This is a genomic window from Micromonospora sp. CNZ297 (assembly GCF_007827625.1).
The window spans coordinates 141154-156428 of the sequence record NZ_VISU01000009.1 but is presented as its reverse complement, the minus strand read 5'-3'; the positions used below and the strand labels follow the sequence as shown (position 1 = coordinate 156428).

At 70.5% G+C, this 15275-nt stretch carries 14 protein-coding genes and 2 tRNA genes; 8 read left to right on the top strand and 8 right to left on the bottom strand.

Translation table 11 applies throughout. From position 1 onward, the window contains the following. Positions 1-290: 290 nt before the first annotated feature. On the bottom strand, positions 291-566 hold the full coding sequence (locus tag FB454_RS35430) for a hypothetical protein (RefSeq protein WP_278090924.1): 276 nt from the start codon (positions 564-566) through the stop codon (positions 291-293). Positions 567-579: 13 nt separating this feature from the next. Between FB454_RS35430 and FB454_RS35425 the strand changes: the two genes are divergently transcribed. Next, positions 580-912 carry a hypothetical protein gene (locus FB454_RS35425; protein WP_278090925.1) on the top strand — a complete coding sequence of 111 codons (333 nt, stop codon included), beginning with the start codon at positions 580-582 and terminating at the stop codon, positions 910-912. A 1136-nt stretch (positions 913-2048) separates the two neighbouring features. Here FB454_RS35425 and FB454_RS18075 read toward each other — a convergent pair. Next, positions 2049-3116, bottom strand: a complete 1068-nt coding sequence (locus FB454_RS18075; RefSeq protein WP_047892040.1) for a helix-turn-helix domain-containing protein — start codon at positions 3114-3116, stop codon at positions 2049-2051. 581 nt (positions 3117-3697) lie between these two features. Here FB454_RS18075 and FB454_RS18070 point away from each other — a divergent pair. The 5 genes from FB454_RS18070 (at position 3698) to FB454_RS18050 (ending at position 6169) form a co-directional block, all read left to right on the top strand. Beyond that, positions 3698-4108, top strand: a complete 411-nt coding sequence (locus FB454_RS18070; RefSeq protein ID WP_474568981.1) for a helix-turn-helix domain-containing protein — start codon at positions 3698-3700, stop codon at positions 4106-4108. Continuing rightward, positions 4054-4365 (top strand): hypothetical protein, encoded by a 312-nt coding sequence (locus FB454_RS18065; RefSeq protein ID WP_486481563.1) that lies wholly within the window; start codon positions 4054-4056, stop codon positions 4363-4365. Before FB454_RS18070 ends, FB454_RS18065 begins: the two co-directional genes overlap by 55 nt. A 187-nt stretch (positions 4366-4552) precedes the next feature. Then, entirely contained in the window at positions 4553-5344 is a 792-nt protein-coding gene (locus tag FB454_RS18060) for a hypothetical protein (RefSeq protein ID WP_145754821.1), read from the top strand. 114 nt (positions 5345-5458) lie between these two features. Continuing rightward, a complete protein-coding gene (locus FB454_RS18055; protein WP_047892043.1) occupies positions 5459-5956 on the top strand; it encodes a DUF5956 family protein in 498 nt (165 codons plus the stop codon). 18 nt (positions 5957-5974) lie between these two features. Then, positions 5975-6169: a hypothetical protein gene (locus FB454_RS18050; RefSeq protein WP_145754824.1), complete on the top strand. Its 195-nt coding sequence runs from the start codon at positions 5975-5977 to the stop codon at positions 6167-6169. A gap of 47 nt (positions 6170-6216) precedes the next feature. On the opposite strand, the gene FB454_RS18045 is transcribed toward FB454_RS18050, so the two are convergent. The 4 genes from FB454_RS18045 to FB454_RS18030 form a co-directional block, all read right to left on the bottom strand. Continuing rightward, positions 6217-6293: transfer RNA gene (locus tag FB454_RS18045), tRNA-Ile, on the bottom strand. A 124-nt stretch (positions 6294-6417) separates the two neighbouring features. Next, positions 6418-7653, bottom strand: coding sequence for an NAD(P)/FAD-dependent oxidoreductase (locus FB454_RS18040; RefSeq protein WP_145754826.1), 1236 nt, complete (start codon positions 7651-7653; stop codon positions 6418-6420). Further along, entirely contained in the window at positions 7646-9781 is a 2136-nt protein-coding gene (locus tag FB454_RS18035) for an MMPL family transporter (RefSeq protein WP_145754829.1), read from the bottom strand. The genes FB454_RS18040 and FB454_RS18035 overlap by 8 nt, the downstream gene beginning before the upstream one ends. Positions 9782-9957: 176 nt before the next feature. After that, positions 9958-10030: transfer RNA gene (locus tag FB454_RS18030), tRNA-Asn, on the bottom strand. A 267-nt stretch (positions 10031-10297) separates the two neighbouring features. Here FB454_RS18030 and FB454_RS18025 point away from each other — a divergent pair. Then, the gene (locus tag FB454_RS18025; RefSeq protein WP_013287896.1) at positions 10298-10684 is read left to right on the top strand and encodes a hypothetical protein; all 387 of its coding nucleotides are present in this window, start codon (positions 10298-10300) and stop codon (positions 10682-10684) included. A 96-nt stretch (positions 10685-10780) separates the two neighbouring features. Beyond that, the gene (locus FB454_RS18020; RefSeq protein ID WP_145823205.1) at positions 10781-11965 is read left to right on the top strand and encodes an ROK family transcriptional regulator; all 1185 of its coding nucleotides are present in this window, start codon (positions 10781-10783) and stop codon (positions 11963-11965) included. A 4-nt stretch (positions 11966-11969) separates the two neighbouring features. Here FB454_RS18020 and FB454_RS18015 read toward each other — a convergent pair whose 3' ends face one another. Together FB454_RS18015 and FB454_RS18010 are read right to left on the bottom strand one after the other, a co-directional pair. Continuing rightward, a complete protein-coding gene (locus FB454_RS18015; RefSeq protein ID WP_145823204.1) occupies positions 11970-12980 on the bottom strand; it encodes a sugar phosphate isomerase/epimerase family protein in 1011 nt (336 codons plus the stop codon). Between the two features lie 172 nt (positions 12981-13152). Continuing rightward, a complete protein-coding gene (locus FB454_RS18010; RefSeq protein WP_013287899.1) occupies positions 13153-15261 on the bottom strand; it encodes a ThuA domain-containing protein in 2109 nt (702 codons plus the stop codon). Positions 15262-15275 lie beyond the last annotated feature (14 nt).

Genomic DNA, 15275 nt, shown 5'->3' with positions numbered 1-15275 from the left:
GACGGGCCCGGCCCTCGCCGTGGTAGAGGTCCGCCCGGTCCTGGAAGCTTATGACCCGGGCGAGTTCATCAGTGGGATGCGCGGGGCCACCCACTCGGCCAACCCGCGCCGTAGCAGGAACCGCTGATCCGAAGTGAGATCAACCGTTACGACGTCAGCAGCGCTCATGCGCGCGATTGTCACCCGGGCGGTCCATCTGGTTGATGGCCGCCACTGCGTCCGACATGTATCGTCACGCTCCCGCAAGATCGCGAGATGGGATACGACGTGACGGTACGACGGTTCGGGCTCTACGTGGCGGTCGCTGCGATGCTGCTCACCGCCTCGGCGTGTGGCCGCGCCGACGAGACGCCGGGCACGCCCACCGCCGTGGCGGCGAGCACCGCTACGGAGTCACCCACTCCCATGCCCTCGGCGCCGACGGCCACACCGAGCCTCGCGCCCGAGCCCTCGCAGACCTCACGGTCCTCGGGGACTCCCCGGTCCTCGACGGCCCCCGCGGCCGCGCCCACGACCAGGAAGGCCACGCAAGTGGCCACCGCCAGCAGCAAGGCGGCCTGCACCACCGTCAGAGGTCCCTTGGAGAAGGCCATCGCCGGGCTGATCACCCTGGTCGGGGTCGCCTCCAGTTCGACAGTGGAGGCCGAGCTCGTCAACGCCCGGGCGGAGGCGTCCACCCGATTGGTCAACCTCGAGGCGGTGGCGAACAGGGTGGCCGGCGAGCAGACCGACCGCACGCTGCGGAAGAAGTTCCAGGTGCTCACCATGGCCGCAGGCCGGAAGGACGTCGAGGTCCGCTCGATCAAGCCCAAGCTCGAATATGCGGAAGCGATCGTGAAGGTGGCGAGCGACACGGGCGACCTGGAGAGCGCGGTCGACAAGCTCGAGCCGACCTGCGGCAGGTACTGGTAGCTCGGCTGAGCAGGGCGTCTCGCGTGGCAGGGCGGGCGGCATCGAACGCATCCCGCCTTTCGGTACGGTGACGCTTCACGGGTCGCGCCCCAACCGTCGAAGGCCTCGCCGTTCAGGAGGTGACGCGCGTGCGATGGACCAGCCGCATGTTGTGGTGGCCGATCAGCGTCTGCCTGATGGTGACGCCAGCAGCCTGTACGTCCTCAAGCGGTTCCGGCCAGGGTGAGGCCCGACCACCCGCACCAACTGCATCTCTGGGTACTGACCCGAGCGCGTCCCCGTCAACTGACGGGAGCGCCAGGCAGGAGTCATGCACTGTATCGGTGGATGCGATGCAGGAACCGCCGGCGGGTTATCGGCTCGTGGGAGAGGACGTCGCGGTACCTGACCGGCCTGTGCTTCAAGCAGAGGAATCGGGGCAACCGGACCCGGCAGCCCGGCTGTTCGCCAAATGGGGATTGGTCGTACGCGGCGGCGCAGTGATCGATCTTCGGGTGGCATCCGGCTGGGAGGACAGGGCGCGTCTCGGATGGGGCTCGTCAGTGGTGCCGGCCGTGCGCGCCCGTGTGCGCGCCTGCGCACCTGTCGACGACCAATCTCAGTGGCTGGCCTTCGTCGGCGGCACGTGGGTTGCGCGGGCGACCTGCCTACCGCTCACAATTCGGTCGCGGGGGCAGACGGCGCAAGTACAGCTAGGTATCGGTGTCCCGTGCGACGGAACCGACCCGCCAAGTTCCTAGGAAGGCTTGCCAGGAACTTCGCTGTAAGGCGGATCTCCTCGTCGCAGTCGTAGACCGGCCTCAGTGCGGACCGAGAGCGTCGGACCGGACCTCGACGCGGTGCGTGCGGGTCGCCACCAGCATGGCCGACCAGGGAAAACGGGTGGTGGGGCGGGCGGGGTTCGAACCCGCGACCGAGGGATTATGAGTTAGATTTCCCGCGTGATCGCTAGTCCGAAGACGTGTTGAGGGGTGCCTATCCGTCCTGGTGGGCACCCTTCACCGTGGTTCCCCATCTAGCCCCGTGACGATCAATCCGGAGGCGTCCGGGCTCACACCGGGCTCACACCGGGCTCACGTTAGGCCCCCACGCCGGTCGGCTGAGTGCTCTCAGCCGCAGTGAGCTCCGCCTCGCTGTCAGGCTCGCTCGACCTCGCGCAGCATCAACGCGAGGCTCTGTGACCGCCGCTCGGCCGGGAGCGCGTCCCAAGCCCGCCGGGCGTACATGACGCCGCCAGCCTTGTCGCCGGCCTTTGCCATCGTCAGCCCCCGATGTAGCTCGATGTGCGTCGCGAAGCGCGGGAGCCCTGCCGGCCGTGTCCGGTCGGCCTCCTCTTGAGCCTCGCTTCCAGGTTCCGGCATCCCCAAGCGGGCGTACAGCATGCTACGGAAGGTCGCCATACGCCATGGCGGAACGGCGGTGTCGGAGATTTCCCCGTCCGGTGACGCGACGTGATCGAAGACGCGGCGCGCTTCGGTGTCAAGCGCAATCGCGCCGGCCTGGTTGCCGCGCCCCGCCGCGACGTGCGCGCCGGCCATGAGGGCTTGGACGCGGCCGAGCGAGGGCCGGTCGGACAGGGCTAGGGCCTGGTCGGCGTACCGCCGGGCCGTTGGAAGCGCCGCGCCTTCGTAGGCGAGTGCGATAGCTGCCCTGCCTCGAACCCATACGCGGACTCCAAGGTCGTCGGACCGGTCCGCCGCCGTTGCCGCTAGGTCGTACCAACGGATCGCTTCAGCCGGGTTGGGTGTGGTTTTCCCATAGGTGACCAGGGCTCGCGCGGCGTGCGACCACATGTGCGGCGTGTCGAGGTGCTGTTGAAGGATCACGAGGTCATTCGCAAGTCTGACCTGGAGAACGGCCGCTCCTACAGCCATGTAGTCCCGGCCGTACTGGTCAACCCGCTCGCGCCAGTCCTCCTCGGCCCCTCGGCCATCAAGTGCGGCGGTGAAGCCAGCTCGGATGAGTTCTCCAGCCACGACCGGACCCACGACGCCGGCTGCGAGTCCGAGTACTTGTCGGCGGTTCACGTCACCCTCCCCGAGCGCCCGCGCATAGGCGAGCACGATGTCAGGGGTCGCGGCCCTCCGTCCTGCCTCCACGTTGCTCAGGTGCGAAGCCGAGTAGCACGAGCGGGCCGCCACCGAGGCCAGCGTCGCGCCGGCCTCGGTACGAGCCTGCCGCAACTGCGCGCCAAGGTCGTCCACGGGGTCCCCCTGTTGAAAGCCTCTGAAAGCATCGACCTCCTTCCGAGCGTAGTCCGCTGATTGCAGGCTGAGACCAGACGGCCGACGCGACGGGAGGTAGAGCAACGTGCCTCGATGGAAGTGGTTTCGGCGCAAGCAGAACCCCGGAGATGCCTCAGAGCGCTCGGCGCGTGCGCAATGTAGCGGTCTACATGTCGGCCGCGTCCGTTCAGCGCCCGGCTGGAACGGTCCCACAATGCTGCTGGATGATCGGCCCTTGCTGACGCGGGGTGGCATGTGGCGGGCTGATCAGGCGGGCCGCCGGTCACGTGGAGATCGGCGGTGAACGTGGGAACGCCGCTGCCTGAACCCCCTTTCGCCGTGATGATGGCGGGTTTCGTCGTTGACTTCCATCACCGAGATGCGTGCTCTCGGTGCCAGCCGGACGGCAGTTGTGCTCGGCTCAGTCGCGCGGGCGAAACGCTGCTGGCGTGGAGAGCCAGGAACGGGCAGACGGCCGGCTTACTGCCGGCGCGTAGCGCTGCGGAGTACGCGCCGGCTCGGCCGCCGGGTCGTCTGTCGCATGAGGGTGGTGGGCGGCGGTGACCCTTTCTGTGGTGGCCGCGCTCGCCGCTCCTCAGCGCCTGGAGGCGGTCCCGTTGGAGGTGGTGGCGGACTCACGCCGGGTGTCGGGGCGTGCTCTGGCAGAGTCGCGGCGGTCGGCGGGGGTGACACAGGAGCGGTTGGCGCTCTTGGTGCGGCGGTCGCGCAGCAGCATCGCCAACATCGAGGTAGGGCGCCAGGTCGCGCCACGCGAGTTCTGGATGGCCTGTGACGTGGCGTTGGGATGCGAGAGTGCGTTGGCCGCGTGGGGCCGCACGGACGCCCTGCTGCGTCGGCTGAGGGAGCAGAAGAAGGAAGCGCAGATTCGGCAGCTCCTCGCCCAGCCGCCTCCTGGATGTGTCTGTCGGGAACTGCATCGGCTGTTGGCGGAGTCGGGGTGGTCGTCGTGACGCGCCGGCCGCATTCGCCGCTTCGGCCGATCCGGCTGTGTCGTGCCTGCGGCCATCCATGGCCGCGTGGGGACGCGAAGCTTGCGCTCTTGAGTGAGTACGAACGGAACAGGGTGAGCCTGTTCGTGTACCTGGCCGGGACGCTGGGTGATGCGGCGGACGACCTCGCCAAGCTGCGCGCCGAGGTGCCGAGTGCGAACGAGCTGTTCGATCGCTTTTTGGGGTGGCCGAAGTTACAAAAGAGGGAGCGAAGCTAGGCCGACCGAACAGGCCGAACGCGATTTCACCGCCGGGTCCGATCTCGCCCGTGCGGCAATTCCGCTTATGTATATTGATTGATGTTGGTGAATGTCAGTAAAGCGACGAAGCATTGATTGACCGTTCTAGATGTCGCAAGAATTCTCACGACCGCATTAACCGGCAGTTTGCGTGAGAGGAGAAAGCGTGAACATCCGTAGCCTCAGAAGGGGCGGCGCAATCGTCGCCGGCCTTCTCGCTGTCGTGCTCGGCGTCACGGCGGTGGAAGCTCCGGCGGTGGCCGGCGCGAGCGGGAAGAACACCTACGACGGCGCTCAGAAGGTGCTCGCGCCGTGCATCGCGCTGGCCATGCAGCAGAAGTCGCCGGATTGGGTCTGCACGAGCGCCGGTCTGGCCAGCACCCGCCGTGACCCCAACGGCACCCCCGTCACCACCTACACGCCCGTCGCCGCGACGATCGCCCCGGCCCCCGATCCCGTGTCGGTCCTCGCGGACGACTACGACACCTGGTGCGAGAGCAGCGGCACCTGTCACCGGATCATCGACGCCTCGCGCTACATCGGCGAGACGAAGGGCAACGCCACCTACGGCGACAGCAACGGGGTTATCGGCAGTTTCGACGTGATCATCCGCAACAGCCTCCAGGGTCGGCGCGGCCGGTGGACCGTCTCCCTGATCTGGGACTACGGCCCGTCGCTGACCTTCAGCGACTCCTGGATCAACTGCTACGAGGTCATCGACAACTGGCCGGACGCCGACTGCGGCGACCACGCTCTCTACCCGGGCCGAATCAGTGGCACGAACTGGCGCTGGAACAGCTCGACTCTCTACGGCAACTTCCTGGTCAACCCCAAGCCGTACTACGCGGCCTTCAACACCGACTTCACCCCCGGCGGCTACTCCGTGCGCACGCTGCCCCCGCTGGAGACGGCGCGCTTCAAGTGTTACGGGTCGACCGCCGACCCCTGCAAGTTCTGATCCTGTCCGGTCCGAAGTCGTACCATCACAGGTGAATGCGGATGTGTGACCACGGTCCCGACCTCTCCCCGGGGAGGCCGGGACCGTGCCGTAGCAAGCCTCCGGAGGAGCAGCATGGGCGACACCAGCGCCGCACCGAACGCCTGGGACACGGCCGCGCCGTTCCCCGGTTCACCGCCGGACATCACCGAGCGCCGCCACGCCATCCACACTCCTGATGGCAGGTACTGGGAGCTGAGCGTTTCCGGCTGGGATGCCATGCTCGGCTACCTCGCCGACCCCTCCACCCTGGCCCGGCTCCCTGAAACCCGGCAACACCAAGTGGAGGTGAAGATCATCGACCGTGCAGGAGAGCGTACGTCCTTCGAGCCGCGCACGGCCGATGACCAAGAGATCATCGATGAGGCCGCGAACTCGTTCCTACGCGATGTGGGATTGCCGGAGCGGCCGGCTGGCTATCGCTGGTTTCAACGCCTACCCGACGACCTCACCGTCAGAGACATCGATGAAGCGATCTACGAGGCGATCAAGCACCTACCCCTCGACCACCACCCCGCCGAGGCGGTGCCGGCCATCCGTGCGGCCCTCGCAGAGCTGTACAGCGGCCGATGAGGCGGCGACGAGGCCACCGTGACCGACATGGGTGAGCCTCGAAGAGTGCAGCGCCACTGGAACCCCGAGCTGGCGGAGGCGGCACCGGAGCAGCGTATCGGCGTCCCTCGTCCGGATCGAGGAGACGAGCCCAAGAGCGATGCCGGAAACCGCATCGTCGCTCTCGACGCCGACGGCTTGAAGGTGTCGAAGCGCCACATCAAACGAGTGTAAAAGATCGCAAAACTGGCAAGAAGTAGCAGGTCAAGCGCTCTTTCTGATGGTGGGGCGGGCGGGGTTCGAACCCGCGACCGAGGGATTATGAGTCCCCTGCTCTAACCGGCTGAGCTACCGCCCCGTGACCGCGCCGGATCGTAACCCGCCGATCGTTGCGCGGACCACCACCTACCGGGCGGAAACACGGCCGCGACAGCACGATGGGCAACGCGAGGATAACAACGCGCAACCCGTCGACCAACGCCTCACGCGCGCCGCAACTCCGCGAGGACCGCGCCGACCGCTCGCCACCCGCTGGCGAGCGCCCCCTGGATGGACGGGCTGTCGCGGTGGTCCCCGGCCACGTACAGGCCGTCGCCGAGCGCCACCGGCTTCCGCAGCCGGCCCTGTGGTGGCGGTGCGGCCGGGAGCGCGTCCGGCACGGCGACTGTGGTGAGGTGGGTCCAGTCGGCGGTGGAGCGGCCGTAGAGGCGGTCCAGTTCGCGCCGGATCACCGGTTCGGGCGGGGCCTGCGGGCCGACCACCGAGGTGGCGATCAGGTGTTCGCCGTCCGGCGCGTACGTGGGCGCGGCCCGGCTCACCACCACCGTGTTGGCCACGAGTTCGCGGCGGTCGCCGTCGAGCAGCAGGATCGGCTCGTCCAGCGGCGCCGCGCCGGTGCGGTGGTAGTAGGTGGTGTACGCGTGCATGCGTACCCTCGGCAGCCCTGGCAGCAGCGTGGCCGCCGCGGACGGGTCCACCGCGACCACGACGGCGCGGCAGGTGATCTCGCCGGACGGGGTGCGGACCCGGCCGGGCGCGACCTCGGTGACCGGGGTGTTCAGCTCGATCAGCTCGGCGGGCAGCGGCGCGGCGAGCGCCCGGGGCAGCGCCTGCATGCCGTCGGCCGGCAGGCCGATCCTCCCCCGGGCGAAGGAGCGCATGACGACGGCGAGCACGTGGCTGGAGGTGGCCAGCTCGCGGTCGAGCAGCACGCCGGACAGGAACGGCCGGAGCAGTTCCTCGATGATCGCGTCGGAGAGGCCGGCCCGGCGCAGCGCCTTCTCGGCGCTGCTCTCGGGCGTGTCGAGGAGCCGCCCGACCGGCACTGTGGCGTAGCCGGCGGCGAGTGTGGCGAACCGCAACCGGTCGGTCAGCGATCCGATGCCGGCGGTGAGCGTGCCGGGTGCGCCGGCAGGTTCTCGCAGCGGGTTGACCAGGCGTTCCAGCCGGTCGCCGCGGCGCACCAGCACGCCGGAGGTGAACCAGCCCATCTTGAGGGTGCCGACGTCGACCAGTCCGGTGAGCCGCGGGTAGGCGGTGTTGAGCACCTGGAAGCCCCGGTCGAGCAGGAACCCGTCGACGCGGTCGGTGGCGACCCGCCCGCCGAGCCGGTCGCCCGCCTCCAGCAGCCGCCACGGCACGCCGGCGCGGTGCAGCCGCCGGGCGGCGGCGAGACCGGCCAGGCCGCCGCCGACGATCACCACGTCCGTGTCAGGCACGGTCCACCCCCGCCCCGGCCCGGTCGCCCTCGCGGTGCGACCGCGACAACCGGCCCGGCCACCAGACCTTCGGCCCGATGTCGTACGCGAGCGCGGGCACCAGCAGCGAGCGGACCACGATGGTGTCGAGCAGTACGCCGACGGCGACCGCCACGCCCAACTCGACGAGCACCACGAGCGGCAGGACGGCGAGCGCGGAGAACGTGGCGGCGAGCACGATGCCGGCGGAGGTGATGACGCCGCCGGTGACGGCCAGTCCGGCGAGCACACCGGCGCGGGTGCCGCGGCGGACCGACTCCTCGCGGACCCGGCTCATCAGGAAGATGTTGTAGTCGATGCCGAGCGCGACCAGGAAGACGAACGCGAACAGCGGGAAGGACTGGTCGACGCCGGGGAAGTCGAAGACGTACCGGAACAGCAGCGCGCACAGGCCCAGCGTGGCCAGGAACGACAGCACCACTGTGGCGATCAGCAGCACCGGTGCGACCAGGGCCCGCAGCAGCAGGGCCAGGATGACCGCGATGACCAGCAGCACCACCGGGATGATGACGTCACGGTCGCGTACCGAGGCGTCGGCGGTGTCCACGTTGATCGCGGTGAAGCCGCCGACCACGGCGTCGGCGCCGGGTACCCGGTGCACCGCCTCGCGCAGGTCGCGGATGGTGCGTTCGGCGCCGTTGCTGTCCGGCGGGTCGGCGAGCGTGACGTCGAGCTGGACCCGCCCGTCGACCACCTTCGGGGGCGCGTCCGGGTCGGGCGGCGCGTTCTCGCCCCGCTGGCCGAGCGGCAGCACCGAGGCGACGCCCGGCACGCCCTGCGCCACCTGGGCGACCTGCCGCGCGGTGGCCTGGGTGGTGAAGATGGTGGCGGGGCTGCCGGTGCCGGCCGGGAAGTGCCTGTCGATGACCTCCTGCCCGGCCACGGAGTCGGTGCGCTGGGTGAACAGCTGGGACTGGCCGAGCGTGGTGGCGCCGAGCTGGGTCACCCCGATCGTGAGGGCGGCGAGCACCACGGCGGTGACGACCCAGACGGTACGCGCGCGGCGCGCCACGAAGCCGGCGATCCGCCCCCAGATGCCGTGTTCGGTGCGCGGGTCGGCCTGGTCGTAGCGGGGTCGCCGGGGCCAGAACGCCCAGCGGCCACCGAGGACCAGCAGCGCGGGCAGGAACGTGAGCATCACCAGCAGCGTGGCGGCGATGCCGACGGCACTGACCGGGCCGAGCGCGCGGTTGGAGTTGAGGCTGGACAGCAGCAGGCAGAGCAGGCTCACGATGACTGTGGCGCCGGAGGCGATGATGGCCGGGGCGGCGCCCTTCCAGGCGGTCCGCATGGCGTCCCACGGGCGCTCGTGCCGGTGCAGTTCCTCCCGGTAGCGGGCGATGAGCAGCAGCGCGTAGTCGGTGCCGGCGCCGAAGACGAGCACGGTGAGGATGCCCTGTGCCTGCCCGTTGAGCTTGACGATGTCGTGGTCGGCGAGCAGGTAGACGAAGACGGCGGCGAGCGAGTACGACATCCCGGCGGCCAGCAGTGGGAAGATCCAGAGGACCGGGCTGCGGTAGACGACGAGCAGGATGACCAGCACCACTGTCAGCGTGACCAGGAGCAGCGGCCCGTCGATCGCGCCGAACACCTCGATCAGGTCGCCGAGCAGCCCCGCGGGTCCGGCCACGTCGACGGTGAGCCCGTCGCGGTCCGGGCCGGCGATGTCGCGCAGGCGTTCCACAACGGACCGGATCTGTTCGCCCTCGGAGCTGTCGATCGGCACGATCACCTGGGCGGCCTGCTCGTCCTGGCTGACGACCGGTGGCGGCAGCGGACCGACCACGCCCGGCACCTCGGCGAAGCGGGCCGCGTCGGCCCGGATGCGCTGCTGGTCGGCCGGGGTGAGGCCGCCGGGTCGTTCGTAGACCACGAGTGCCGGGGTGGTCTCCCGGTCGACGAATCCGGCGGCCAGGTCCTGCGCCCGGGTGGCCTCGGCGTCGGCCGGCAGGAAGGAGGCGTTGTCGTTGGTGGAGACCTCGCCGAGCTTGCCGGAGTAGGGGCCGGCGATGCCGCCGACGATCAGCCAGCCGAGCACCACCGCCACCGCGATCAGCGTCGCGGTCCAGCGGCTGCGTCCTGCGGCCATCTCCACCGTCCTCGAATCGACGCATCAATCGACGCAGCGGGAGTCTAAGTCGACGCCGACCATCCTGCCGGGCGAACGAGGACTCGGGGGCGGAAACCGGGCAGCCGGGCACGCGAAGGGGACCAGCGACGACGAACGCCCGCCGGCGATGCCGACGGGCGTGACGTGGAGCGAAGCTCCCCCGATTGGACTCGAACCAATAACCTGCCGGTTAACAGCCGGCTGCTCTGCCAATTGAGCTACAGGGGACCGTGCACCGCTCGGTTCGGATCTCTCCGCTCCGTGCGACGGGGACAAGAGTACAGGACATCGGGGGGTGGTGCGCCAGGGGGTTACCGGAGGAGGACCGGACCGGCTGACGCGCCAGGATTGCGGACAAATCGTCATCTCGGCACAGGGAGGCATGAGCGGAGAGCAGGATGGGTAGTTAGCCGTCGACAGAGAAGCAGGCGCGAGACGGTCATTCCGCCGAGCTGGCGGAAACCGGCGAGAGCGTCAGGTACGGAAGGAGCCGCCATGCGCGGAAAGATCATGTTTCTTGGCGGGCTGGCTGCGGGATTCGTCCTGGGCGCCCGTGCCGGCCGGGAGAAGTACGAGGAGCTGGTGGTCCGCGGGCGCAAGGTGCTCGACCACCCGACCGTCCAGGAGGCGGCCGGGGTCGCGCAGGCCCAGGCGACCCGGCTCTACTCGGAGGGCAAGGACAAGCTGGGGCAGACCAAGCTCGGTGAGAAGCTCGCCACCAACGGCGGCAAGCCGGGCATGACCGACGCCGACAAGCCGTTCGCCGGCACGCCGGCCGCGGTCGGCAGCCGCAGCGCCAACGGGACGGGCTCGACCAGCGCGTCCGGCTCGACCACCACCGGCACGAGCACCAAGCCGTCCAGCACCGGCAACACGCTCTGACACCAGCGGACAGCGGGCCGGTCACCTCCGGGTGACCGGCCCGCTCCCGTGTGCGCGGGCGGCGATGTGGCACATTCTCCGTGGGGAGGTGACCAGATGCCGATGGTCGGACCGGAGACGGCGGATCAGGCGCGACTGCTGCGCCTGCTGCGCGACGACGGCCCACGCTCCCGGGTCGAGCTGGCCGACCTCCTCGGCCTGCCCCGGGCCCGGTTCGCCGCCGAGGTCGACCGGCTGACCACGCTCGGCCTGGTGGAGACCGCCGGACCGGCCGCGTCCCGGGGCGGACGCCGCTCGTCGCTGCTGCGCGTCGGCGCGCAGGTCCGGTTCGGCGCGGTGCTCGTCGGCGACGGCGTCCTGCGGGTCGCGCTCACCGACGGCGAACTGAACCCGCTCGCCCGGCACGACGAGCCGGTGGACGTCCGGCTCGGCCCGGACGTGGTGGTCGGGCGCATCGTCGAACTGCTCGGCAAACTGCGTGTCGAGGCGGGACTGTCGTCGCTCACCGGCGTCGGCGTCGCGCTGCCCGCGCCGGTCGAGGTCCGCGACGGCACGCCGGTGTCCGCGCCGGCCCTGGCCGGCTGGCACCGCTTCCCGGTACGCGACACGCTCGCCGCCGAGCTGGGCTGCCCGGTGCAGGTGGACAACGACGCCAACGCGATGGCCCTCGGCGAACGGCACGCCGGCACCGGCCGCCCGTTCGACGACTTCCTCTACGTCAAGCTGGGCGAGGCGATCGGCTGCGGGCTGGTGCTCGCCGGCGCGCTCTACCGGGGTGCGGCCAGCGGGGCCGGCGACATCGGCCACTTCCAGCTCACCGAGGACGGGCCGCTCTGCGGCTGCGGCAACAACGGGTGCGTCGAGGCGTACTGCGGGGATGTCGCACTGGTGCGCGAGGCGGTGAGCGCCGCGCGGGCCGGGCGCTCGACGGCGCTGGCGGACCGGCTGGCCGCGGCCGGGACGCTGTCGGTGGCCGACGTGGCGGCGGCGGCCACCGAGGGCGACCCGGCGGCGCAGACGCTGGTGCGCGACGCCGCCCGCCGGCTCGGGCGGGTGCTGGTCGGGCTGGTCAGCTTCGTCAACCCGGCCATCGTGATCATCGGCGGCGCACCCGGCGGGATCGGGCCGGTGCTGCTCGCGGAGATCCGGGGCGTGGTCTACCGGCGCTCCACGCCGCTGGCCACCGGCAGCATGCCGATCGTCCTGTCCGACCTCGGCGACACCGCCGGCCTGGTCGGGGCGGCGCGCCTGGTCAGCGACCAGGTCTACGCCGCCCGCTGACCGGTCAGTCGCGGCTGCTGCTGAAGGCGGCGTCGAAGGCCGCGGACGGGGCGTCGAACGCCAGGCGGCGGACGAACTGGAGCGCCTCCGGCGCGCCGACCAGGCGGTCCATGCCGGCGTCCTCCCACTCGATCGAAATCGGGCCGTCGTAGCCGATCGCGTTGAGCGCCCGGAAGCAGTCCTCCCACGGCACGTCGCCGTGGCCGGTGGAGACGAAGTCCCAGCCGCGCCGCAGGTCGGCCCAGGGCAGGTGGGAGGAGAGCCGGCCGCGCCGCCCGTCGCCGGTACGGACCTTCGCGTCCTTGCAGTCGACGTGGTAGATCCGGTCGGCGAAGTCGAAGATGAAGTTCACCGGGTCCAGTTCCTGCCAGACGAAGTGCGACGGATCCCAGTTGAGCCCGAACGCCTCCCGGTGCCCGATCGCCTCCAGCGTGCGCTTCGTCGTCCAGTAGTCGTAGGCGATCTCGCTGGGGTGCACCTCGTGCGCGAACCGCACCCCCACCTCGTCGAAGACGTCGAGGATCGGGTTCCACCTGTCGGCGAAGTCCTGGTAGCCGCGCTCGATCATGGCCGGCGGCACCGGCGGGAACATCGCCACCGTGTGCCAGATGGACGAGCCGGTGAAGCCGACGACGGTGTTCACGCCGAGCTTCGCCGCCGCCCGCGCGGTGTCCTTGATCTCCTCGGCGGCCCGCTGCCGCACCCCCTCCGGCTCTCCGTCGCCCCAGATCCGGGCCGGCAGGATGTCCTGGTGCCGCTCGTCGATCGGGTGGTCGCAGACGGCCTGCCCGACCAGGTGGTTGGAGACGGCGAACACCTGGAGGTTGTGCTTGGCCAGGGTGGCCCGCTTGCGCTCCACGTACGAGTCGTCGGCGAGCGCCTTGTCCACCTCGAAGTGGTCGCCCCAGCAGGCGATCTCCAGCCCGTCGTAGCCCCACTCGGCGGCGAGCCGGCAGACCTCGTCGAACGGCAGATCGGCCCACTGGCCGGTGAAGAGCGTGATGGGTCGCGCCATTGTCCTTCTCCCCTGTGGTGATGGGGGATTCCGTCGCGGACCGGGCGAGGACGACCGGAGGCGGCGGCGCGTGGGAACCGGTGGACGCCGGAGCGTCTGCTCCCGGACGGGTTGCGCCTCCCGCCGGGTCACCGGCCACCTCGCGGTCGCCGCCTCCACTCTATGGCCTCCGTCAGGGCAGGGTCCAGCGCTGGTTCGCCGCGCCCGTGCACGTCCACAGGTGCACCGCCGTGCCGTCGGCCGAGTTGTTGCCGGACACGTCCAGGCACTTGCCCGACTGCGGGTTACGTACCGTGCCGTCCGCCTGCGCCGACCAGTTCTGCGCCCCGGTGCCGTTGCACGTGTAGAGCTGGATCTTCGTGCCGTCCGCACTGCCGCCGCCCGACACGTCCAGGCACTTGCCGAGCGCCTTCACCGGCCCGTTCGGCGTCACCGTCCACGACTGCGCCGACGAGCCGTTGCAGGTGTAGAGCTGGATCTGGGTGCCGTCGGCCGACGATCCGCTCCGCACGTCCAGGCACTTGCCGCCGAGGCCCTTGATCGGGCCGGCACCGCCGGTGCCGGTCGAGCGGACCAGCGTGAAGTCGTCGACGTCGAACAGCCCGGAGCCGCTGCCGGTGAACGTCAGGTGGACCGTCTGCGTACCGGACGGCACGCCGGTGAGCGCGGTGCTCACGTCGGCGAACGTGGTCCAGCTACCGGTGTTCGGCACCGCCACCTGGCCGAGCACCGGGCCGCCCGGCGAGCCGGTCCGCACCTGGAGTGTGCCGCCCGGGCCGCCGGAGACCACCCGGGCGCGCAGCGACGTCACACCGGTCAGGTCCAGACCCGGGTACGCGGCCCAGTCGCCCGGGTCCACGTACCCCAGGGTCTGGCCGCCGTTGGCACCGGCCTTGGGGTACGCGCTGACGCCGCTCGCCGAACCGAACGCCTCGGCCTGGACGGTGGTGTTGCCGGTCGGCGGCGGCGTGCCGCCGAGTTCCTTGATCCGGATGTTGCGGAACGACACGTCGTCGCCGGTGCCGTGGTTCTGGATGCCGACGTGCCCGGCGAGCGACCGCACCGGGTCGGTGTTCGTGAAGTCGTTGATCCGCACGCCGTTGAGGAAGACCTGGAGCCGCTCGGACTCGACCAGGATCTCGTAGGTGTTCCACTCCCCCGCCGGGTTGAGCGCCGCGTCCCGGGCCGCCAGGTCGGCGGACTTGAAGCCGTAGACCGCGCCGGTGGTCCGGTCGGCCGCGTCGGTGGGGTCGATCTGGATCTCGTAGCCGTTGTTCACCGCCGAGTTCGGGTCGCTCGACGGCGGGAAGCCGACGAACACGCCCGAGTTGTCGTCACCGGCCAGCCGCCAGTCCAGCTTCAGCGAGTAGTTGGTGAACTGCTTCGCGCTGTACCAGTACAGGCCCATGCCGCCGACCGAGGTGAGCGTGGCGTCGGCGTTGGTGAAGCTGCCCGGCCCGGCCTGCGACCAGCCGGTGGTGCCGCCGTTGTAGAGCGCGGTGTAGCCGGTCTCCGGCCGGCAGTCGGCCTTCGTGCGCCCGGCGGCGTAGCGGATGCCGCCGAGCAGGTGCGCCCGGAACGCCGCGTCGGCGTAGGACGCCTGGGTGTGGCCGCCGCCGGTGTAGAAGGACCGGCCGCCGCTGTACGTCTTGCACCAGGCGTGCGGGTGGTCGCCGCCCATCGAGCCGCCGGAGTACGTGGACTCGTCCAGGCTGGCCAGCACGTGCGCGGTGGAGCGGGCGTTGGTGCGGTAGTCGTACCACTCGTCGGTGCGGTTCCACCGCTGCGGCAGGTGCGCGGTGGCGGCGTGCGCCCGGTCCTCCACCTTCACCGTGGCCGGCTGGATGGCCGGGTGGGAGGCGAACCAGGCGCCGACCAGGTTGCCGTAGAACGGCCAGTCGTACTCGGTGTCGGCGGCGGAGTGCACGCCGACGTACCCGCCGCCGGCGCCGATGTACGCCTCGAACGCCGACTGCTGGCTGGCGTTGAGGACGTCCCCCGTGGTGTTGAGGAAGATCACCGCCTCGAAGCGGGCCAGGTTGGCGGTGGTGAACTGGGCGGCGTCCTCGGTCGCGGTGACGGTGAAGTTGTTCGCCGCGCCCAGCTCCCGTACGGCCTGCGTGCCGACCGCGATGGAGTCGTGGCGGAAGCCGGCGGTCTTGGAGAAGACGAGCACGTCGTAGGGGGCGTCGGCGGCGGCTGCCGGGCCCGCGGGGACGGTGCAGGCGATGGTGGCGAGGACGGCGGTCACCGCCCCCAGTGCGGTACGCACGAGTTTCATCTGGTTCTCCTTCA